This is a genomic window from Shewanella hanedai, assembly GCF_007197645.1.
GTDB classification, from domain to species: domain Bacteria; phylum Pseudomonadota; class Gammaproteobacteria; order Enterobacterales; family Shewanellaceae; genus Shewanella; species Shewanella hanedai.
On the sequence record NZ_VKGK01000031.1, the window covers coordinates 26,244 to 49,372 of the forward strand.

The window sequence follows — 23,129 nt, forward strand, 5'->3', positions numbered from 1 at the left end:
GACGGTAAATTAGCATAACCCACCTCTTCACTCTGTGAAACAGCACATAGTTAATTACTAATTTGAGGTTTGTTTATTAAAACTGGAATTGTATTGTTAAATGTTCAATATAAGTGTCTATAACTGTATTATTATCAATTAAATGGCCTGTATATTCACTGAGATCAACTTATCTTTAATTGTGCTGAATAATCAAACGACTTATTTGTCATGTGTTCGGCTTAAACTGCTTATTATTAGACCAAAGGCCTAATTATCAACCTATGGTCTGTCTTTTTTAGTACAGAAAATAATTATACCAATCAGTATAAGAAGTTGATCTACTCAGAGTGTTTTTTGGCAAACTAATTCAAGGCGAATGGATGATAGAATGGTTGTTCCCTTGTGAGTTCATTCAACGCAGAAATAGGCAGCCAAAAACACTCCTTAACAGGCGAGTTTTAGCGGTTCTGATGCGGTGACTCTTAAGGAACAAAAGGGAGCTTAACCCTAGTTTCACTATGCTCTTCACTCGTTGCCTTGCCTCAGGACCGCTAAATTCTCGCTGAGCGATCAAATCTTTATACTGATTGGTATTACTGGTACGAGAGCAAGGTATCGAGTACAAGTTCAGCTTGCTTAGGCACTGAGGCTTCGAAACCATAATAGTGGCCATATTTAGGTCTTAAACTATCAGTGATATTCTTACTTGCAGCTTCAAACCATTGAGCTCCAAATACCGAATGGTTATTGTTTGCGACAGTAGAGTATTGCGCCCAATCCACTTCATTCATTGCCTTGTTTGCCGCCATCGTTAAATCACCTAAGTAAGACTGCATAAAGTCGAGATCGGCTCGGCTACCTACGTTGCCATGTCCGCCGGATAAGTGCTGCCATTTTTGTGCCGATATCAGGGCTAAGTTTTGTCGGTAGTAGGTAAAGTTTTCTGAGCCGCCAAAGCCTAACCAAGGCAGTTGATCTGGATTGATGAGATCTGGCGTATGTATTACCCCTTCATCGACGAGTAAAAGGGCTGCTGAGTCATCGGTGTGGGCAGCATGCTTAAAGCCAATGAATTTAAGCTGGGTATTTTCAAATTGGTACAGTCCGCCATCAAAGCTCACCGTCTTTGTGGGGCGAGGAAGCTGACTGTCTAAGAAGTTCATCTTATCAGCGGTGGCGTCACTGGCAACAATGGTGAGTTCAACGTCACGGCGTTTCGCTTCATCGACGAAGACTTGTGCATCACCAATATGATCTGCGTGGTTGTGTGAGTAGACCAAGGTGGTCACGGGCTTATCAGTGACCTGCTTTATCGAAGCTAATAAAGCCTGACCTGCACCAAAGGCGAGGGGATCTAACACCATGACGCCTTTATCACCCACATAGAACAGCGCGTTATAAAAATGGCTTTGAACCCAGTAAACCTTGTCTGTCACTCGCTGAACGATGGTTTCTCCTGCCATGTTACGATCAAATAAATTATCGATTTTTTTATCAATGTCGATATTAACCAAACTGCTTGGGGCTTGATAACTGGCTCCAACTGTAGAGGGGTAACCTGTTGCGGGTTTGAAATTGATCTCATGAGCATCATGGGCGAATAAACTGGTCGTTGTCATTAGCGAGCCAACGAACAGCAGTGTATTAAAGTGGGATTTCATGTTTTTACCTTGATTAAGTTTTCCTCAGTATGATAAAAATACAATCTATCCATCAATCTGATAGGTTCGATAATATATATGGGTGAAACTGATTATTTGGCCTTAGATGGTCGCTTACTGCGGTTATTCTTAACCGTATTTGATTTAGGCTCGGTTTCTGGGGCTGCCGATAAACTTGATCTCAACCAGTCGACTGTCAGTAATGGGCTGGAAAGATTAAGGCGAATCATAGGTGAGCCACTGTTTGTTCGTGCAGGGCGGGGGATCACACCGACTCAAGAAGCGAATAGGCTGGCTCCGCTTGCCAGAGAGTTATTGGCTAAGTTTGAACAGTTTGTTGAGGCTGAGGAGTATCAAGCTGAAAATGAGACGCGGCCTTTTATTGTCGCCGCCAATGACTATGAGCGAGATATTTTGCTGCCTAAGCTATTAGTCAAGTTAAGGAGCTTAGCTCCCAATGCTGGCCTTAAAGTGTTGACTGCTGGGGCAAAGGAAACGGTATTGGAGCAGCTTAGGCAAGGGGAGATAGATCTGGTTCTTTCACCCAGTATTGACGCTAATGTGGATGATCTTAAGCAGCAGTGGTTGTTTTCTGACAGCGACTCGCTTTTTTATGATGGTGAGATAATCAAAGGCCATGTCACCCTTGAGCGATATGTCGCATTGCCTCATGCCAGGATTGTGTTTGCTCATTCAGGCCGCTCCGAAATAGATGAAGTGCTAACAGGCCTTAAGCTGGAGCGGGACATTAAGCTTGAGGTGCCCAACTTCTCAGCTCTTTCATCAATGATGAAAGGGACAAACTTGATCACCACACTTCCCTCAAAAACTGGGATTTCACTGCTGAATAACATGACTAAGCAGGCCACACCTATTGCATTGAGTGATATTAATATCTATCAATTTTGGCACCAAGCTTACACTCATTCACCTAGACATAAGTGGCTTCGAGGGGTCATGAAGCAACTGGCTGAAGAGTTGTAATTTAGCTCAGAGCCAGTCAATCTTGGCTCTGAGTGATTAAGATGAAGTAAGTGGCGATCAGCAGTATCTTATACTGATTGGTATTAATGAGAATAGCTTTCAAGGCGCTCGACTAAGAGGTCAATGAATCCCGCTCTATTGATATCAAACAGTACACTGGCGTTGGTTTTGTTACCAGTGAGGCCATAACGGTCAACAACGGTCATCCCCTGAGTGTGTTCCCCTTTGGTTTCTATTCCTACCCAGCACTCATGAGCTGTGAACAGTTCAGGCTTAAGTAACCAAGCAATGGTGCAAGGGTCATGCAGCGGTGCACCGGTGAACCCCCATTTAGGATCTCTGTGATAGATAATGAAGAAATCGAGTAGATCGGCGACACATTGCGCTATCGGGTTATCTATAGCACGGATACGGGCAATGTCCTCATCCATGACCTGAGCCTGATGAGTGACATCTAGGCCGCACATGGTGATAGGAATCCCCGCTCTGAATACAATATCAGCAGCTTCAGGGTCAACAAAAATATTAAACTCAGCCGCTGGTGTCCAGTTGCCCACTCCTGCCGCACCGCCCATTAAGACGATGCGCTCAATCTTGTGGTGTAACTCAGGGTGCCCTGCCAGTAACAGTGCTATGTTGGTTAGAGGGCCAGTAGGTACTAGCGTTACAGGAACTTCACTTTCTCTTAGTTTTAGCGCCATCAATTCAACCGCAGTCATATCAAGTGGCGGGAAGCTCGGATCCGGCAGTATCGGACCATCAAGCCCAGTTTCGCCATGGACATTGTCGGCAATAATGAGGTCACGCGCCAAAGGTGTTAGAGCACCGCCAGCAACGGGGATATCGCTGCGGCCTAAAAGCGTGAGTATCCTTAGGGCATTATTGAGCGTCTTCTCTGGGGTTTGATTTCCTGCGCTGGTGGTCACGGCAAGGGGGGTAAATGCGTCGCCACTTAAGGCTAAAATAAGGGCTATCGCGTCGTCATGGCCAGGGTCACAATCAAGAATAATAGGGCGTGTCATTGTCAGTCCTCTTTTATGGGTAGAGATGCAGACTAGCATTAAAATTTATAGGAACTAGCATGACTTTTTATATTAATGTGAGTCTGAGCAGTGTGTTACATGCTTGTATATGGATTGCAGAAAGTGGGACAAAATGTTAGTCTTCGCTAATATCTGCTTCGTATAATCCCAATGATATGGTTTGGGAGTTTCTACCAAGAGCCTTAAATTCTTGATTATGAAGTCTGTACTTTACATACCCTTAGTATGATTAGTCCTTTGTGGCCTTTTTATGCTGGTACTATCCAATAAAGGTAGAGACTCATGAATTATCAAGCCTTACCCAAGATCGATCTACATTGTCACTTAGATGGCAGTGTGCGTCCGCAAACGATTATCGAACTTGCGAATCAGCAAGATGTCACCATCCCAAGTCAGGACATTAATGAGATAAGCGAATTAATGATTGCCCCTGAAACTTGCCAAAATCTTGAAGAGTACTTGATGCGTTTCGAGCTGCCACTTTCTGTGATGCAGACTGAAGCAGGAATTGAGCGTATCTCTTTTGAACTGTTTGAAGATGCAGCTAAAGAGAATGTGAAATACTTCGAGGTGCGCTTTGGTCCTCAACTGCATCAATTGCAGGGGTTAAGCTTCGACCAGATCATTGGCAGCGCGGTGAAAGGGATGAAACGTGCAGAAGCCATGTACGATATTAAAGGCAATTATATCCTCTCTATTCTTAGAACCATGGATAAAGGCAATATTAATCAGGTTATCGATGCGGGTGCCGCTTATCTGGATCATGGCGTTGTCGCATTTGATTTGGCGGGCGCTGAGCTCCCTGGTTTCTGCCACGAATTTATCCCTTACGCAAAATACGCCATCGAAAAAGGCTACCGCATTACCATCCATGCGGGTGAACAAGGTGTAGGTCAAAACGTATTTGATGCTGTGTCTCTGCTTGGTGCAGAGCGTGTTGGTCATGGTATCCACATTAAGGGACATCAAGAAGCTTACGACTTAGTGAAAGAGAAGTCGGTCGCACTTGAGACTTGCCCGAGCAGCAACATTCAAACTAAGGCTGTTGACGCGCTAAGTAACCATCCGATTAAAGACTTCTATAAAAATGGTGTCTCTATCACCATTAATACTGACAATCGCACGGTATCTAATACCACGATGACAGATGAAGTACGTAAGGTGATGGAGGAGTTTAATCTGACACGTGAAGATTATTTCGCTATCTATAAAGTGAGTGTTGAGCAGTCTTTTGCCTCCGATGCTGTCAAACAAGCCCTGCTTAAGTTTGCAGACTGGTATTTATAATCCTCTCTACTTTCAATAAATGTCATATCAACCAATCACATTAAAATATACCTTGATGTGATTGGCTCCTCTTTCCCGCTTTTTGCTGAAACTCATCACTCTTTTCTTTTATAGCGCTTAAGGCTTAGGTCATTTGGGTTATTAAAAATTCAATGCGATTATTTTAAGTTATCATTTCCTATGAAAAGTAATTGAAATGATTAAAGTACTTAACAATAAGCCCAAGTAAGGCAGTGCTTCTTTTTTTATCGAATCCTCACTGAAGAGTGAACTCTGGCTGGGTGAGTAGATCTTTAGTTCAATGGGGATTAATGTTTAGGAGAAAGAAAATATTACTTTCGGTTAATGAATTTACACATGAAATGAGAATATTTACCCAGATCAAAAACGCAACAAAAAAAGAACAATTAGAGCGTTTTGCGATCGAATATTGATCAGGAATAGGGTTGGATCAGCTTTATGACTGTAATGCCAAAGCGTAAATCTGAACTCATGCAATTTGTTTTAATTATAAGCATTTAAGTGATTGGTAATATTACATATTGTAATGCTACTTTATTTAGCGATACTTTTTGTAATACCAAATCAACTCAGATTACTTTTTATATTATTTGTATCAAACTGTATCTTCTATTTCATTGTATTTACAGTTAATTAACTTTAACAAATGTATCACTTCTTGAGTTCAGGTGGTGTAAGCCTTTTAATATATTCTGTTAGCAATGTGTAACAGTGGTCTTCTTTTAATTTAACTGTCTGTATTTAACAAGTTGGCTGCATTAGGAAAGACGTGTTTTCAATTAATTGTATAGTCATTAGATATGTGTTAATTAAATAGCTGCAAACTACCTTGTGCATTTTCTTCTTAAATATAAAACCTTTCATAATGGTATTTTGTAAGTTGGTTTTACGCTTCTATATAATGACTTAATTTATATGGAAATAAGAGACTTCAACTGGTTGATAAACAGTGTTAATTAAACGGAGTTGGGTATTATGACGAATGAAAAAAAGATAAGTAATGGGAGAATAGGTGTATTCGCACTGGCAATGTTAAATGTCGTTGCAGTTGTTAGTTTACGCGGTCTCCCTGCAGAAGCTGAATATGGTTTAAGTTCGGTGTTTTATTATATATTTGCAGCCGTTGTATTTCTTGTTCCTGTTTCTCTCGTTGCAGCAGAGTTAGCAACGGGCTGGTCTGAGAAAGGGGGTATATTTCGTTGGGTAGGTGAAGCTTTTGGTCCTAGGTTTGCCCTTGTCGCGGTATTTATGTTGTGGATTGAAGTCACTGTTTGGTTTCCTACCGCATTAACTTTTGGCTCGGTATCGCTCGCATTCATTGGTCCTGATACGACGTGGGATCAAGCGTTGTCAGAAAATAAATTCTTCATATTATCGATAGTATTAGGAATTTATTGGTTTGCCACTTTTGTCGCCCTTCGTGGTACGTCAGCATTTGCCAAACTGGCTAAATGGGGTGGTTTAATCGGTACAATCATACCTGGTATCGTGTTAATCGTGCTTGGTTTTTCTTATATGTTGTTCTCTGGTCAACCTTCACAAATTGAGATGACTTGGGGCAATCTAATCCCTGATTTTTCTAACTTTAATAATATTGTACTCGCGGCAAGTATATTTCTGTTCTACGCAGGTATGGAGATGAACGCCATTCATGTGTCAGAAGTTGATAATGCTGCGCGTAACTACCCTATCGCGATTGCCATTGCGGCAATTGGTACTGTATCCGTATTCGTTTTAGGTACCTTGGCTATTGCCTTTATCATCCCTCAACAAGACATCAGTTTAACCCAAAGCCTCTTAATCGCTTATGACAAGTTGTTTGCTTGGGCTGGTATCGGTTGGGCTTCACCTGTTGTTGCAGCTTGTCTTGCGCTTGGTGTGCTTGCTGGAGTGGTTGGTTGGGTAGCGGGTCCATCTTCTGCACTGTTAGTTGTGGCTAAAGGCGGGTATTTACCGCGATTTTGGCAACATACCAATAAGAATGGCATGGCAACCCACATTATGTTGGCACAAGCCATATTAGTGACCTTAATCTCGACCATATTTGTGGTATTGCCATCGGTTCAAGCTGCTTACCAAATACTGAGTCAGTTAACGGTTGTTCTGTATTTGATTATGTATTTGATGATGTTTGCTGCTGCTATTTATCTTCGATACAGTCAGCCAAACCGACCTCGTCCCTATAAGATTCCTGGTGGTGATTTGGGTATGTGGCTCATTGCTGGTTTAGGCTTTATTGGGTCATTAATTGCGTTCCTATTTTCATATATCCCACCTGCTCAAATCTCAGTTGGTAGCCCTGAAGAATTTGTCGGGTTTCTTATTTTGTTGACCGTGTTTTTCGTTTCAATGCCACTTGTTATTTACCAGATCCGTAAACCACATTGGAAAGATGAATCTGTAACCGATTTTGCGCCATTTACTTGGGAAATCGAAGGGATACATCCTGGAATTATAAACACTTCAGATAAAGTCACTCATGAATTAAATAAGTAGCTTAAGGAAAGTACCATGTCTTCTTTAAATTCAAACATTGCGGCAGTAATGAAACAAGCCGTTGAGCAGTGCAAAGATAATAAAGGTGGAGAGAACGCTTCATATATTCCATTTTTATCATCTGTTCCATCAGAGTTAATTGGATTAGCGTTTGTCTCAGTGACTGGAGAAGTGATTAAAATTCAAGATGCTGATTATAAATATGCGCTTGAGTCTATTTCAAAAGTATTAACTTTGGCTTTAGCATTGGAGGAATCAGGTGCTGATGCTATTCATACAAAAGTAGGGGCTGAGCCAACAGGCTTACCGTTTAATTCTGTGATGGCGTTAGAGCTACACCAAGGCATGCCGTTAACCCCGCTTGTTAACGCTGGTGCAATGGCCACGGTGAGTATGATTGAAGCCACAGATAAAGAGCAGAGATGGAATAAGATCCTAGATTTTCAATCTGAACTGACCAATAGCAAAATCGAGTTGTCTGATGAGGTCAATCAATCAGAACAAACGACTAATGAGCATAATCGTGCGATTGCTTACTTGCTTCAATCATCGGGGAGAATGTATTCAGAACCGATGGAGGCGTGTGATGTGTACACCCGTCAATGTTCAACACTGATTAACAGTGTTGAATTGGCAACGGTAGGCGCAACCTTGGCTAACGGTGGGGTGAATCCACTGTCAGGTAAGCAATTAATCAAAACCGAAAACATCCCACATATTCTCGCTGAAATGGTGATGGAAGGCCTTTACGACACGTCTGGAGACTGGGCTTATGATGTCGGTTTACCGGGGAAAAGTGGCGTAGGTGGCGGGTTGCTTACGGTTATTCCTAATGTGGGTGGGATTGCTGCATTTTCGCCGCGCCTAGACCCTTATGGCAATAGTGTGCGCGGGCAACAGATGATTAAACATGTTGCAAGAACAATGGGCTGGAATCTTTTTACCAGTCAGAAACACTAGCCATAGAGGAACAAGTCAGCGCTTAAAACCCATTAGGCGCTTACTCGAAGTTTGTAGAACTAAAGATGAAAGGGAAGAGACAATGAATAAGACACTTATTGCTACATCTATCGCTATCCTCATGGCATCACCTTCGCTATCTGCTACCGAAATTTACAAGGACGCAAAAAACCAACTGACGTTGGGCGGGTATGGTGACTTTAGTGTGTTGAACACTAACGGTACAACGGAGGTTGTGAATAACGCTTCACGTATCAACTTCCAGTTTAGCCATCGACTCGATAATGGCTTGAAAGCATTTAGCACCATGGAGTGGGGGATTAACCCCTTTGATTCAAGTTTGGTCTATAACCGTGAGAGTCTGTTTTCATCGCAAAATAGTGACCTGTTAAAAAGCCGCTTGGCCTTTATCGGCGTTTCCTATAACGAATACGGTAGCCTCACATTTGGTAAGCAGTGGAGTGCTTGGTATGACGTAGTTGGCGGCACAGATAATGCCTTTGTTTGGGGGGGAGCTGCAGGTGGTGAATATAGCTTGGATGGTTCTGGTGGCATAGACGGTGTGGGACGAGCTGACAAAGCGGTTCAGTACCGTAACACCATCGGAAATTTAAGCTTTACTTTGCAGGCGCAGTTACAGGATAACACCATTGATCTTACGGGCTTTGATAACGTCGATCCTAATGGTGTAAGCAGTCTGACTTACGGTAATACTTATGGTGGCTCAGCCACTTACGATGTCAATGACAAACTCAGTTTTTCAGTGGGTGGCAATCATGGTGAGTTTAAAGGCTTTGATAGTACCACCAATGAAAAAATTGACACGTCAGATGAAATCTATGGTGCCAGTGTTTCTTGGGGTACGCTGTCAGGCGATGGTTTATACCTGTCTGCCAACTACAACAAAAATAAGTATCATGAGACTGATAATAACGGACGATTAATTCCCGAAGCTGATGGTATCGAGGCGATGGTGTCTTACTATGCTGACAACATTCGCTCTTATATTGTTTATAACTCACTGTCTGCAGATAATTACTCCTTCACCGGTGACGGTGGGGTTGGTCAGAATGTGACTGAGTATCATGAGCAGTCTTTGGTACCTGGGATCGCCTATATCTGGGATTCAACGCTCACTACTTATATCGAAGGTAAAATCGACATGAGTGACTATGTCACTAACGGTGTTAAGTCTGACGGCGACAGCGCGGTCGCTGTGGGTATTCGTTACTACTTATAATCAATACTTGCTGCACTCAAGTTCAATATCCTTTGATGTTGAATTTCTAACATAAAAAAGACCATTAACTTGGTCTTTTTTATGCCTTCCGATCGAGAATAAACCAGATTAAAGTGCCAAGCGCACACCCTCCTTAGCGACGTTAAAGCCTTTTGATTTAACCTGCTGACTCTCTTTACTGTCGGGGTTCAATAATGGGTTGGTGTGATTGAAATGAATAAACCAGATTTTCTGTTTCTGCTTTAATGGCAAATCGTTAAATATCGCCATGCTTTCAGACACCAAAGGGTGGGGCACTTTAGACATATCACGGCCTTTGAGCTCACCATCAGCAAAGAATGTGGCATCAATAAGTACGTAATCAACGGTACTGATGAGATCGACGATGCTCACCTTCCACTTTGACCATTTATCGATGTCAGGAATAAAGAGCGCAGACTTATTGGGCCCTTCAATGCGGTAGCCGACGGTTTCGGAGTATTCATCGCGATGAGGGACTAAGAAGGGCGTGATCTTAATGTCATCGAACACTTGGGGTTGATTATCCTCAAGTGGACGCAGCGCAATATTGTGATGGCTGACCAACTGGCTCCAAGGGCCATTGGTTTTTAAAAACTGGCTCATTTTAGGCATCGCGTATACAGGGATATCTTTTGCGCCCATCGCTTCATGTCCCAAAAACATTAAACCAGCATAATGGCCAATGTGTGCGTGGGTGATAAATAATCCGGCGAATTCGAATCGCTTATTTGGGGCTTCTTGATCCAGTTTAAACAGCTGTTCAGGGAAGTTTGGCGTCGCTTCAAACATATATTTCTTATTGGACTTGGGGTCGATTAATCCAAGTGAAACAGCCCCACGCCTAAGTTTCACATCATTCCATCCCGGCATGCAGTGCTCTGCATAACAGCCTGTTTGAGGATAACCAGCATCTTGAGCCACCCCCAAAATATAGAGGTACGGGCTTTTATTTTCTGCGTGGAGTGAAAAACTCATGACGGTTAAAGCACAATTCACCACCACAAAGATAATACGTAATAACCCCATCAACCACTCCCACAAAGATAAAAAAGCAACGTTGACCCTAACCTAGCAGTCGCGCTATCTAGCATCAAGGCTAGCTTCTAACTAATGAGTTTGAAGGTAATTGGAATGCAGCATATTACGATGAGAGAACGCCATACTGGCGAGTCATAAAATGTAGTGGCTAAGCGAACACCGAACATGGCTTGGAGCAAAGTGAATTGCTTCAGCAGTACGATGGCTACACCGCTGAGGATAAAAGTCAGTATGGTTACCATAATGCCTTCTAGAATCATCGGCAGTTGATAGCGGGTTAAGCAGTACGCCACCACAATGATAATGGTTTGATGAAAAATATATATTGGAAATACCCAAGGGTTGAGCTGATTGATGATGGCAGATTTTTCACTCAGAAAACGACTGGCAATAGAGACCACGGCAAAGACAGGCAGAGTTTTCGCCAGCGTATAGATAAGTAAGCCAATCGCGACAGCAGTGGTATTATTTTGTAGGGGGTCTGATTGCCAAATAAATTCAAATGCACCTTGAAGTAAAACAAGCGCGGTGAGGGCAAAGAGTGATATTGACGCCCAAGAGGCTTTGAGCTGCTGCCAAAACGGGGGGTGACTTCCGAACAGAAATCCAAATAACAGAAAATAGAGGCCATAAACTTCTCTAATTTGCTCGCCTGCTAACAGTGTTTCAATTAACGCCACTGACAGTATTGATATCCCGAATTGAATCTTTAGGTGTTTACTCAGAAAGTGAGTCACTTTCAAGCCCCATTTGCTGGTTAAGAGTGGGGATGCAAGTAATATCATCACACTGAACTGCCATAGGGAGCGTAAAAACCATAAGTGATTAACATCGAAATGTGGCCAAATTCCACTCTGGTAATCGTCGAAATAGTGCTGTGGGTCGACATAGAGTGCAAACAGAAATGGGCCAAAATCCAAAGGCATTTTCCCAGCTTGAGTCATCTCAATATAGAGCTGAGGTGGGATCACCAGCAATATTCCAATGAGGAGTGGAAACAGCAATTGAATACTTCGGGTTAATATTAATTGCCAATCTCGGCGTTTATTCCACATAAACCTAAGGGCCACACCTGAGATAAACCAGAGTAACCCCATCCTCCAAGGCGATATGATCAGCAGCAGATTTTTTAATTGATCCGATGATGCTTCATGTTTGAAATGAAAGCCCCAATCAGGCACGTAAACCATGCCGATATGGAACAACATCAGCACCCCAACAGCAATCACTCTGAGCCAGTCTAGTTGGTGAAGTCGATTAGATTGCATCATGTTTCTCTCTTATTCTTTAGCCAAATCCATAGAAGGTGACTTGTTTACCGTAATAGTATTCTGCAAACTGTATCGATAAACAGGGTTGGCCTTGTCGCTACTTCGCTGAAATGAAAGAAATTAGTGATAAGTGGTGGGATATAGGGATAAAAGGAAAGGTTGGAAGATGCTATTTACTCCGCTTCATTTTCAAAATAATAAAATGCGTTATGAAACGATTGCCTTGTTGCTGTATTTCTTTATCAACGCCAGCATAAATGCCACTTCCGTGGTCATGGAAGCCAATCGAACTGACATGACAGATTTTGCTGTGTGGGAACCGTTTGTGTGGGAGTTCTCAAGTGCGATTTCAACCTTAATATTATTCCCATTGATCGCGATGTTTATGTCAAAGCAACCTTGGCAATGGCAACAGTCTAGGTCTTCATTATTGACCTATTTGGCTGCAGCGTTAGTGTTCTCTTTTTGTCATATTGGGTTAATGGTCTGTATAAGAGAGGTCAGCTACCTGTTTTCATCCCTTAATTATGACTTTGCAACATCTGCTTCTGAGCTCAGATATGAACTGACTTATGAGTTAAGAAAAGATGTCTGGAGCTTCTGTTTTTTTGTCATCGTTATCGCCGCTTATCGGCAAATCCTAGGGCAATATTTGGGGGATGTCCGCTGTATTGATAACCACCAAAATGAAACCAAGTCACTGACAAAACATCTGCTGGTCAAAAAGCTAGGTAAAGAGTTTTTGATTAAAACCAAACAAATAGAGTGGGTTCAATCGGCAGGAAACTATGTCAATTTACATATTGAAGGCCAAGTTTACCCAACTCGAAGTACATTAGCGGATTTTATTGAGCGGGATGCCACAGATTTTTTATGTCGAATTCACCGCTCCTTTGCGGTTAATTTAAATTACGTTAATTACATTGAATCCATGCCAAGCGGTGATGCTGAAGTGACGATGCATTCAGGAGATAAACTGCGTGTTTCTCGCCGTTATAAAGAGGAGTTTCATCGAATGAAAACACATTCAGTGACATGAGTAATAGACGCTTTAACGTGAAATTTAAAACCTAAGTTCCGGTTACTCGGTGATCGGGTTCGACATTGCTGACGGGATTTCGATTACTCAGTATTTCCCTAGAAACCCAGCTAACTTCATCATCATTATCAAGAGCATCTCGATCACCTTTCCCTAAGATAAAACCCTATATTTTCTTAAGCTTGATGGCACATTTCCGTTAATGTTAAATTTATGGTTTAATATCATTTGTAGTATTAATGTGATTATTTAAATTGGTAGATGGAAATACCTGCTGTTGGATAAAGGAGTCAAATAAAAATAAATAGAGGATTTCTATGAAAGTAAAACAATTATTCAGAGGCTTAGGATGCACGTTATTAGCCTTAACGGGATCATTTTTAAGTGTCCCAACAGTGTCTGCAATGGATGAAGTGAAAACCCCTCCTTCAGGAGCTATTATGCGGGGCAAGGGGCCTTCAGGTATCAGTTATTGCGATCCTGCAAGAGGAACGAATATAGACGGTGGCTATTGCCAGATACTTTGGAAAGACCTGCAGACCGGACGATTCAGTCTTAAAAAGTATAATAGTAAGCCGAATTCACAACAGAAAAATGCTTACCTTGAAAGTAAGTTCAATTTTACACTCATTGAACAAGCACTAGCAGCTGCTAAGACGCTAAATAGTTCAAGGCCAGCTAATGTTGATAAATTTAAGGTATTGCTGAGGATCCGTGCTGGTGTAGATGCCCCTCAGTGGGTTAAGAGCAAGAGTGGCACTATCGACTGGTATTTTAAAAGTTTTGCAGACAGTCAAAAGTATCAACTACCTGTATTTTGGAACAAGGCATATCAAGATTCATACTTGTCACTCATGAGAGGTTTAGCCATCAAGTATGACGATAACGAATTAATCGGCATGGTCGCCGCCTCTATGTGCATGACAACTCATGCTGAAATCATGTGGAATCGTACTGGGCGTAAGAAAGATGCTGACGGTAACGAGATCCGCAATGGAGATGGGAAAAACCCTCGTCAGGTGAATATTGCTACGATGACGGACTCGTCCGTCTTAGGGAGTGATGTCTACACCAATCCTAAGGATTATGCCTGTTTAGAAAAGCAGGTGGATATTCACAATAATACTTGGAAGCGTACGCCAAGTATTTTTGGTAGTCACCTTTACCAAAAATATTACCTGACTGAAAAAGCCGCAAATGATGCTGCCGATAATGAGGGTAAAAGTCGCGGTAAAATTGATGCTGGTGACGCTACAACAGTACTTGGAAAGACTCGAGATATCTTCAATTATTGTCGTGATGAGTTGGGAGACCGTTGTGTGTTGGGCAACAATAGCCTAAGAGACGATGAAGTCGCCACGGGTAATAATATTTACGATGTGCTGCTTGAGATGGGCCCACCCTTGTACTTCCAGACCAATGTCTTTGGCTCTGTGGATGATGGTAAAGACCCCAAAGATGCCTTCAGTTATGAAGATATGCTCGGTGCAATGACATTAGCGGGGAATTGGGGAGCCTTTATGGTGGAGATGGCCATGGGCTGGGATTGTGATAATGAATACGATAAAACAGGCTGTAATAAAGCAGACACTCACTCTGAAGCTAGCAACTTCGCTACACCGCGTAGTGTGTTAAAGCAAAACAGCACAACAGAGTAAGTATTGCCTTAGCAGGTTAATGGCTGAAAGGCGGCGTTTATCGCCGCCTTTCTCATATAAAAGCTATAAATAAATCGACTATCTATAGCAAATGGATACACGATTAATAGAGAGTTCTATAGCTGGATATTGAGTGAAGAGCTTTCTATCAACATTACTTTCTCATCGATGTATCAAGCTGTTGTTTAATATCTTGGTATATCTTTAATTGGTGTGTTGTTGGTTGTTCAATTTTTAATAACTGCTCCTCGACAAAGAATTGGGGATTGGTTTTTAACACTTCAGCGTTGTCATTGAATACACGCAGTAGCTCACTGTTATTCACGTCAATCGTAAACTTATCATCAAACTTCTGGATATCTAATCGTGGAATGCCAGCATTGGCAATCGCAGCAAACAGTTCTTCATTATTCCTATATTGACCGAAATCTGCATTTCTCAAAAATAGATCAATCCTACGTTCTTGGCTTCCGCTGCCACCGTTAATTGTGGTCGCGATTAATGCATATTTTCCATCGGGGTCGCAGTAACTGCTCGCGACGCCTTTAAAGCGGTTACAGATGATATTATTTCTGGCATTAGTTGAAATTGTTGAACCGGACTTGTGTGTGTCGACAAGGTTATTAATTCTGAACTTTAAAGAGCTAACTTGATAGTGGGGGAGCTCAGGCCAATCATCGCTATTTAAACGATTAAGAGTTGGCAATGATGTTGTCGCAAGAGCAGACAGGTATAACCCACCGGTATCTAAACCTGCTTCGACTAAATCGACGGTAAGTGTTACTCGTTCAATCAGTACGCGATCAGCACTATCATTTTTATTCTCTATGTCAGTGATGAGGTCATTGAGTGAGCCAAGATCAGAATGTCGCTTTAGTTCACTGACCGGATAAGGGGCATTCGCCGATAAAGCGTGAAATGATAATGTGTTAAGGATGATGAGAAGTATGAGTTTATTCATTTTTAACCTACGGCTTTGGAAGATCATAAGGGTTATCATTTTTATCGTCGCTGCTTATAACATTTATTTGAGGGGCTTCTTGCTCTAGCATTGTGATGTGGCCCGGTTCCAGTTTAAATTCTCGAGTGGCAGCAATAGAAATGAGTATTGCTGCAAATAAAAAACAGGCTAATCCAGGTGCTGTTGCCGACATCACCACTTTCGCTTCTCCATGGGTCGCGTTTAATTTAAAAGCGCCATCTGCACCAATTAAAAACAGTGCAAAGCCAATCGCGATAAAAGAGAATGCTGAACCTATGCAGACTATGATAATTGATTGTTTGTTAATAATGCCTTTCATTATCAATGTAATATTGATGGCATGAACTCTTAGCTTTTGGTTATTTGATTGTATAGTGGAATGCAGTGGCCCATCACTGACACTTTTTATCACATTGATATCTTCTGATGAAATGGGCAGTTGATTAAGAGCTTTGTCGGTTTCGTACCAAACCAAACCTAAGTTAGCAATAACAATTAAAGCCGCTCCTAATAAAATCCATGCTCTGGCCTTATTAGAAAGCCCCTCATATACAGGCATATAAACTCCATTTTATTGACTCGTAGATACGTCTACCTTCCCTATTAAACATTACTCGCAAAGGGGAATGATAGGATTCTGCGTTAACAGTTTGTTGTTTTTTGCTTTAATTCTCTAAGATAACGCATAAAGGGGGAATAATGGAAATGAGAATAATGAAACCGTTATTCATTATCTGGAAGGCTATGTGCGTATATAAATTTAGTGCTCTATATTAGTTGCTCTAATTATTCATGACCATTCTGTAATCGGGTGTAATACCTGTCTTTTTATTTAGATACTACGCTTATTCTTACATGTTAACGCCATGCCGTGAGCCTGAAGCTTTATACGGTGTGTCAATGGAAGGAGCGTCGTTATCAATAAACTAATCGTGAGTATAGGTCTGGTGGGTCTTAGTTACCTCTCGTGGGGAGTCACAGCGGAAGAGCAGGGTGTGAATACGAAAGTAGAAAATACCTGCAGTGGCACTTACCCGAGTTACTGGCAAGATGTACAACCCAAATTCAGCGAAATGTGGGCCGGTCAAACAGTCAGCAATGCACCGAGTGTTGCTTGGACCGACCCCGTGTTTCAACTATCTGATCGTTATCCTAGGCAACCTGTAGATGATGCTAGGTATCAAAAATGGCGCGATAAGAAATTCGATGCGCTATTTAAAAGCAATACTAGCCAAGCGATCAAAAAAGCCTTAGCTGATGAATATGCTTGGCTTGTGTTTGAATATGTTTTGGCTGGCAACATTAATCAACCTGAGCAATTGGACTTTGGGGTTTGCCGTAATCCCGTTCGTCCTTGGTACCACATACCATTCCAAACTTATGATGCAATGAGTGGTCGTGAATTTACCCATGGTTTAACCCGCGAAGCTCCAGTGACTTTCTCTGTGAATAATGGAACAGGTACCGACAGCTCGACCATGTGGGCGGTGGGGATCTACAATGCCACCGCCGCATACACACTCGGCACAATGTGGTCTGCAAGCGGTGAAGCTAAGATCCCCACAAGCGATATTTCCTTTGATGAAGGTGCGGTGATCGCCAAGCCTCTATTCAATACCTCTACAGTTGAACAGTTGCCCGTACTAGCAAATATGCCCAGCTGGAATGCCAACATTTCAGATCCGGCTTATTGTAATTGTACTTCTGCAAAAGGTAAAAACCACGAATGCACCTTGGTCGAAGAGAGTAAGCAGTGCAAACGTAGTTATGCCAAATGGCAGGAGGTGAAGTTATTGCAATTTGATATTGCTATCAAAGACAGTCGTGCTGAAGGTACAAAATGGGTCTATGGTACGTTTGTCGCCGATGGTCAGCAAAAAGCGACAGAGAAAGAACCGTGGAAGCGTGTCAGTTTATTAGGGCTTATGTGGGGTAACGACACACCGCCTGAAGGTCAGCTAGCTTATAACTACCCTGTTAATCCAAGACAAAATGGCTTCGAAGACGCTGTCATTGATTGGGAGACTGTTGATGGATTAAACCGTGTCAGTGGTGAAGGAGTCATGCGTCAATTGGGGCATTTAGGCTGTAACCAGCGACTCAATGGCCCTGCTGATAATGCCAACTCCTCATGTATGTCTTGTCACGGAACAGCTTCGGTACCCGACCAGTATCTCGTCACGCCGCCAATGATCTCGCAATTTTCATCAGCAACTGACTATTCAGCAAAACAAACTCAAGAGTGTGTTGCGCCTATATTGAAGAATCCCATGATCGGAATGGACCGCGCTGGTGATACGGCAGCAGTAAGTAATGATGTGAGCTTTGCAGCGTTAGACTCCCTTTATTTCGCCAACGTGGAAGCTGGCGTCCCGTTCAACACAATGGCTAAAACCGCTAAAGGTGAAGTCAATATCATGGGCGAAGGCGTCCCTGCTTATTCCAGCGGTCGTAAAGAGTGGATCTCCCTTGATTATTCACTGCAATCATCCATCGCACTTAAGCAATGGATGCAGTGGCAAAACAATCAATCGATTGAAGCTAAAAAGCGAATAGTGGATAAAGAACTTCGTCGTAATCGCTAACATCAAATTGGGGAGGGGGTGAGAACCCCCGTTTCCTAGCCTTATTGTTAGACTGCGTCTAACAACTAACGTCGTGGGTTTCCCACCCACACCCGGGCAAGGAGGACTGCTCGTCCTTATCCTCCTTGCATCCTCCATAACGCCCCAGCGAAGTTGTACTCCTACATGAGTTATTGAAAATACCTAACGATTTCGATGGGGCATCCAAGCCCCCCGAAACCTAGTCTCACATCCATGTGAGCCTCACGCTATTTCCTGCTACTCATTCCGGCAACTTCCAACGGGGAGCTATCGTACTTGCTGGCCGTAGGTGATAGTTCTCCCGTATGAGTCAACAGACTTTATATATTTACACAGCGATCAAAAACAATTCACGACCTTAGTCTATCAAGCTGTCTCCAATCGTCACATTGTATTGATACGAGTTGATACAAAGCTATATATTTCAAATGAATAGGTACTGTATATTGAATGCCATACGGAAACTAAGGTATTGTACCCGCCATTAAGGGATGAAGTTGTAAACCAAATCAGTGCGTAGCAGTCAGTTAATCGACCAAGTTTGTGCTCCCTAATCTCTGTCTCTTTTTATAAAGTGAATTTCCTGAAAATAAGTAATCAGTTAGCCATTAAAGATGGCTAGCACTGTTAATTAGGATGAGAAATGAACTATATATTAATTACTTACATACTGCTTAGTGTTGTAGCAGTCTTTATTACAGCTACCTTACTGGCAATTCGAAAATCTTCAAAATTAAGTAAGAACCTATCAGAAGTAGAACTTCAGCTTGTTGAGTTATCTGTAAAAATTAAAGAATACGAAGATAAATACTCTGAGATTATTGATATTGAATATGAATGTGTAAAAGCTAAAAATGAACTCATTGAAGATAAAACAAAAATTGAATTGGAATCTCAACTTAAACTTGATGAATTAGAGGCTAAAAAGGAAAAATCCAACTGTGAGAAACAGTTAATCGAAGACCAAATCAAAAATCTGCGAATTGACTATAAAAGTAATAAGAACACGTACGACTCCCTTACGAAGCAAATCGCGATTTTCAGTGAAGATATTGAGTTAATCGAGCTAGGCTTTTACGAACCTAAGTTTGATTTCGATTCTTCAGAGACATTCAAGGAAGAAATCCGTAGCTGTAAAGACAGACAGAAAGCCTTTCTTAGAGAGAAAGACTCGAATGGGGCTATCTATTGTTCAACAGAATGGACTGTCTCAGGGTCTAAAGCTGAAGGTCGTAAGATGACTAATAAAGGCATTAAGTTGACCGCGAGAGCATTTAATAATGAGTGTGATTCTGCAATTGCAAATTGTACTTGGAAAAATGTAAACAAGATGCAAGAGCGTATAAAGAAAGCATTTGATGCAATTAATAAGCTGAATGAGACTAATTCCATCATAATAACTTTTCAGTATTTAGAAGAGAAACTTAAAGAGTTACAGCTGACTTATGAATACCATGAAAAAAAGCAGCATGAAAAGGAAGAGCAAGCAGAGATTAAAATGCAAATGCGTGAAGAGGCGAAGGTAGAAGCTGAAATTAAGAAAGCTGAAGCTGATGCTATCAAAGAGGAGAAGCGGTACAAGAGTGCGATTGATTTAGCTAGAAAAGAGCTAGAGAAAGCGTCTGATGAAATGAAATTTGGACTAGAAGCCCAAATTGCTCAATTGCAATCTGATTTAAGTGAAGCTGAGATGAAGCACCAAAGAGCTCAGTCAATGGCTGAGCAAACAAAGCGAGGGCACGTCTACGTTATTTCAAATATCGGATCATTCGGTGAAGAAGTCTACAAGATAGGTATGACACGTCGCTTGGAACCTACAGAACGGGTGAAAGAACTAGGTGATGCTTCTGTGCCATTTATTTTTGATGTTCATGCCATGATACATACAGATGATGCGCCAACCTTAGAGAAAAGCTTGCACCGTCAATTCGACAGCCGACGATTAAATATGGTCAATCGTAGGAAAGAGTTTTTCAATGTATCTTTAGCTGAGATCAAACAAGCAGTTCACGAATTAACTGACGCTTCAGTTGAATTTATTGAAACAGCAGTAGCTCAAGATTATTACGAAACACAGGCTATACGAAATTTGCAATTATTCAGGGAAGGAAATCTGGAGGGAGATTCAATTTTGAAGTCCAATTCAATACCGGAATTTGCAGATGCATTAGATTAGTTTAAAGTATTAATCTTCTGAATTACCCTAAAGAAAAACTCTAATCGAAGAGATAAACACTCAGGTGTGAACGCGGCTGTGACCTTCCGTGACAGGGATGTCACGGCAGAGCCCACAGGGACTGTGCTTGCGGCGTGTTACAGAAGTGATTACACGTTCAGTGAGCCGCAGGCTATAGATTAAAGCGAAGCCTTGGTATTCAGCAAACCAGCCAAGTACCAAAACCGTAAAATGAACGCAACCCAAAAGATACTTCAAACTTGTTATCTGACAAGTTAAAAAAGATCCTTCATTCGATGATAAATCATCCCTGCTGCTAACATGGGTGACCGAAACACTGGTCCACCGGGGAAGGTCATGTGTTGTACTCTGTCGAAGATGTCGAATCGTTCAGCTTGAGCGGTCAGCGCTTCGGCGATTAACTTGGCGGCCATGTGGGTGGCGTTGACCCCGTGACCTGCGTACGCCTGAGCGTAGAGGATATTAGGGCAATCCGGTAGACGGCCTATCTGAGGTAGACGGTTGGCGCCGATGCCAATCATGCCGCCCCATTCAAAATCGATTTTAACGCCTTTCAATTGTGGGAACACTTTCTCTAAGTTAGGACGCAGCGCAGCTTCGATATCTTTAGGATCTTTGCCTGAGTAGGTACAAAGCCCACCGAAGAGTAGGCGGTTATCTTCTGACAGATGAAAGTAGTCGAGATCGATGCGTAAATCAGCGAAGGCCATGTTTTGTGGGATGATGTCTTTGCACTGCTCATCGGTGAGTGGCTCAGTGGCGAGCAGATAGCTGCCAGCGGGTAACACTTTGCCGCCAACATAGCTGTTGAGTTCATGACCGATATAGGCGTTGCCCGCCATTACCACGTATTGGGCATTAACTCGGCCTTTGGCGGTGATGACCAAAGGTTTATCGCCTTTGACTATCTTTTCTGCGGCGCTGTATTCAAACATTCTCACCCCAAGTGCCTTGGCAACCTTTGCTTCTCCGAGCGCCAAGTTTAGCGGGTGCAGGTGACCACTGTTCATATCAACCAGCGCTCCTTGGTAGCAATCTGAGCCAATGACCTGTTGTATATCTTGTTTCTGTAGCAAGCTGAAACCTTCGCCTCTGCCCTGAGATAACAGCTCATCATAGTCTTCTTGTAACTCAGTCATGTGGCGAGGTTTAATGGCTAAGTCGCAATAACCCATCTGCAGATTACAATCGATATTATGTTCTGCAACGCGTTGCCTGACGATGTTGACCGCCTCGTATCCCATTTGATTGATGGCTTCAACACCCTCTGTGCCGATGATGCTTTTGAATTGAGCAACATTGTGGCCAATGCCTCGAATGAGCTCGCCGCCATTTCTGCCTGATGCACCCCAACCAATGCGTTTAGCTTCCAGCAGGACAACGGAAAAACCTTTTTGTGCCAGCTCGATAGCGGTATTGATGCCGCTGAAACCGCCACCAATGATGCAGACATCAGCACTGATCTGTTCTTGCAGTTGTGGGTGTTCGTGTAGCTCTTTGGCTGTACTGAAATAGTAGGATGAGGGGTATTGATCGCTGTGAACTGGGTTTTTGGCGGACATCATCTCTCCAGACATTATTATTGTTATTCGCTTTCGTGATTAGTTTTAGTTATATAAGTTTGTATTTTGAGACTTTTTTGGACTAAGTAAGGTGTACATTTTCTCTTAGTCCTATATAATTCACGGGTGTTGATTATATTTAACATGCTTTTTTGTTAGATACAAATTAGTATGAAGAATAAACTGAGTGTTTTTGATACAAATGTTGATAAATTTTAACTTGGTAACGTGTTTTGATAGGGAGAGATACATTTGGATATTGGAGCTAGTCTCAAGACTATCCGCAAAATGAAGGGGTTATCCCAGCGCGAGCTTGCTAAAAGAGCTGGCGTCACCAATAGCACTATCTCTATGATTGAAAAGAATAGTGTGAGCCCATCGGTCAGTTCGTTGAAGAAAGTGTTATCCGGACTGCCTTTATCTTTAGTCGACTTCTTCTCTATGGAAGATACAGCGGCAAGTGAGCCGAAAGTGGTCTATCGCAGTGACGAGCTGCTTGATATCGGCGATGGCAATTTAGATTATAAGCTGGTGGGTAAAGATTATCCCAACAGAGCGATGTCAGTGATGAGCGAAGTTTATCCTCCAGGTTCTGACACTGGAGAAGAGATGCTGAAGCATGAAGGTGAGGAGGCTGCCATGGTGATTAATGGTAAGTTAGAACTCACTGTTGGCGAAGAGGTGTTTATTCTTGAAGCGGGAGATAGCTATTATTTTAATAGTGAAAGTCCCCATCGATTCAGAAATCCTTTCGATACAGATTGCCGAATCGTAAGTGCCACGACTCCCGCCAATTTCTGATCTCGTCATGAGCGAGATTGAGTGAAGATAAGGGCAACAGCAGTTTGCCCTTTTTTATGGTCGTTGTTGTCAATTTTCCTGTTTTTTTACTTTTATTAACGATTTTTTAGATAAGAAGCCTCGCTTTTGTGTTTGTTTTTTCTTCGCTTGTTCCCTTTCAATATGTCTCAAATAGTAAAGTCGTTGGTTATTCATACTAGATGTTATAAATAATCTAGTGCTAACAACTGTTTAAGTATCTTCTGTTGTGCTTTTTATATGCAATCTATGTAAATAATAT

17 protein-coding genes and 1 riboswitch are annotated in these 23,129 nt (G+C 42.2%); of the genes, 10 read left to right on the forward strand and 7 right to left on the reverse strand.

Annotated features, from left to right (window positions below):
* Positions 1-575: 575 nt before the first annotated feature.
* Complete coding sequence (locus tag FN961_RS20125; protein WP_144041963.1) at positions 576-1,643, reverse strand: MBL fold metallo-hydrolase; 1,068 nt, start codon at positions 1,641-1,643, stop codon at positions 576-578.
* Positions 1,644-1,721: 78 nt separating this feature from the next.
* On the opposite strand from FN961_RS20125, the gene FN961_RS20130 reads away from it, so the two are divergent.
* Positions 1,722-2,627 carry a LysR family transcriptional regulator gene (locus FN961_RS20130; protein WP_144041964.1) on the forward strand — a complete coding sequence of 302 codons (906 nt, stop codon included), beginning with the start codon at positions 1,722-1,724 and terminating at the stop codon, positions 2,625-2,627.
* 83 nt (positions 2,628-2,710) lie between these two features.
* On the opposite strand, the gene rihA is transcribed toward FN961_RS20130, so the two are convergent.
* Entirely contained in the window at positions 2,711-3,649 is a 939-nt protein-coding gene (gene rihA, locus FN961_RS20135; RefSeq protein WP_144041965.1) for a pyrimidine-specific ribonucleoside hydrolase RihA, read from the reverse strand.
* A 138-nt stretch (positions 3,650-3,787) separates the two neighbouring features.
* Positions 3,788-3,887, forward strand: a riboswitch (purine riboswitch).
* Between the two features lie 65 nt (positions 3,888-3,952).
* Here rihA and add point away from each other — a divergent pair.
* The 4 genes from add to FN961_RS20155 all read left to right on the forward strand — a co-directional run bounded on the left by add (position 3,953) and on the right by FN961_RS20155 (position 9,674).
* Positions 3,953-4,957 carry an adenosine deaminase gene (add, locus tag FN961_RS20140; RefSeq protein ID WP_144041966.1) on the forward strand — a complete coding sequence of 335 codons (1,005 nt, stop codon included), beginning with the start codon at positions 3,953-3,955 and terminating at the stop codon, positions 4,955-4,957.
* 996 nt (positions 4,958-5,953) lie between these two features.
* Positions 5,954-7,474, forward strand: coding sequence for a glutamine/gamma-aminobutyrate antiporter GadC (gadC, locus tag FN961_RS20145; protein WP_144041967.1), 1,521 nt, complete (start codon positions 5,954-5,956; stop codon positions 7,472-7,474).
* 15 nt (positions 7,475-7,489) lie between these two features.
* On the forward strand, positions 7,490-8,434 hold the full coding sequence (gene glsA, locus FN961_RS20150; protein WP_144041968.1) for a glutaminase A: 945 nt from the start codon (positions 7,490-7,492) through the stop codon (positions 8,432-8,434).
* A gap of 82 nt (positions 8,435-8,516) precedes the next feature.
* Complete coding sequence (locus FN961_RS20155; RefSeq protein WP_185972854.1) at positions 8,517-9,674, forward strand: porin; 1,158 nt, start codon at positions 8,517-8,519, stop codon at positions 9,672-9,674.
* 108 nt (positions 9,675-9,782) lie between these two features.
* On the opposite strand, the gene FN961_RS20160 is transcribed toward FN961_RS20155, so the two are convergent.
* Together FN961_RS20160 and FN961_RS20165 are read right to left on the reverse strand one after the other, a co-directional pair.
* Positions 9,783-10,721: an MBL fold metallo-hydrolase gene (locus FN961_RS20160; protein ID WP_185972855.1), complete on the reverse strand. Its 939-nt coding sequence runs from the start codon at positions 10,719-10,721 to the stop codon at positions 9,783-9,785.
* Between the two features lie 77 nt (positions 10,722-10,798).
* Positions 10,799-12,004 carry an acyltransferase family protein gene (locus tag FN961_RS20165; protein ID WP_144041970.1) on the reverse strand — a complete coding sequence of 402 codons (1,206 nt, stop codon included), beginning with the start codon at positions 12,002-12,004 and terminating at the stop codon, positions 10,799-10,801.
* A 166-nt stretch (positions 12,005-12,170) separates the two neighbouring features.
* Here FN961_RS20165 and FN961_RS20170 point away from each other — a divergent pair, with 166 nt between their 5' ends.
* Both FN961_RS20170 and FN961_RS20175 read left to right on the forward strand, forming a co-directional pair.
* Positions 12,171-13,043: a LytR/AlgR family response regulator transcription factor gene (locus FN961_RS20170; protein ID WP_144041971.1), complete on the forward strand. Its 873-nt coding sequence runs from the start codon at positions 12,171-12,173 to the stop codon at positions 13,041-13,043.
* Between the two features lie 317 nt (positions 13,044-13,360).
* Positions 13,361-14,701, forward strand: a complete 1,341-nt coding sequence (locus tag FN961_RS20175; RefSeq protein WP_144041972.1) for a hypothetical protein — start codon at positions 13,361-13,363, stop codon at positions 14,699-14,701.
* A 154-nt stretch (positions 14,702-14,855) separates the two neighbouring features.
* Here the strand turns inward: FN961_RS20175 and FN961_RS20180 are convergent, their stop codons facing one another.
* Positions 14,856-15,662, reverse strand: a complete 807-nt coding sequence (locus FN961_RS20180) for a hypothetical protein (protein ID WP_144041973.1) — start codon at positions 15,660-15,662, stop codon at positions 14,856-14,858.
* Positions 15,663-15,669: 7 nt separating this feature from the next.
* Positions 15,670-16,242, reverse strand: a complete 573-nt coding sequence (locus tag FN961_RS20185; protein ID WP_144041974.1) for a hypothetical protein — start codon at positions 16,240-16,242, stop codon at positions 15,670-15,672.
* 436 nt (positions 16,243-16,678) lie between these two features.
* On the opposite strand from FN961_RS20185, the gene FN961_RS20190 reads away from it, so the two are divergent.
* Positions 16,679-18,268 carry a hypothetical protein gene (locus tag FN961_RS20190; RefSeq protein ID WP_144041975.1) on the forward strand — a complete coding sequence of 530 codons (1,590 nt, stop codon included), beginning with the start codon at positions 16,679-16,681 and terminating at the stop codon, positions 18,266-18,268.
* Between the two features lie 664 nt (positions 18,269-18,932).
* Positions 18,933-20,465: an SNIPE associated domain-containing protein gene (locus FN961_RS20195; RefSeq protein WP_144041976.1), complete on the forward strand. Its 1,533-nt coding sequence runs from the start codon at positions 18,933-18,935 to the stop codon at positions 20,463-20,465.
* Between the two features lie 275 nt (positions 20,466-20,740).
* Here FN961_RS20195 and FN961_RS20200 read toward each other — a convergent pair whose 3' ends face one another.
* The gene (locus FN961_RS20200; protein ID WP_144041989.1) at positions 20,741-22,048 is read right to left on the reverse strand and encodes an NAD(P)/FAD-dependent oxidoreductase; all 1,308 of its coding nucleotides are present in this window, start codon (positions 22,046-22,048) and stop codon (positions 20,741-20,743) included.
* Positions 22,049-22,300: 252 nt separating this feature from the next.
* Between FN961_RS20200 and FN961_RS20205 the strand changes: the two genes are divergently transcribed.
* Positions 22,301-22,849 carry a cupin domain-containing protein gene (locus tag FN961_RS20205; protein WP_144041977.1) on the forward strand — a complete coding sequence of 183 codons (549 nt, stop codon included), beginning with the start codon at positions 22,301-22,303 and terminating at the stop codon, positions 22,847-22,849.
* Positions 22,850-23,129 lie beyond the last annotated feature (280 nt).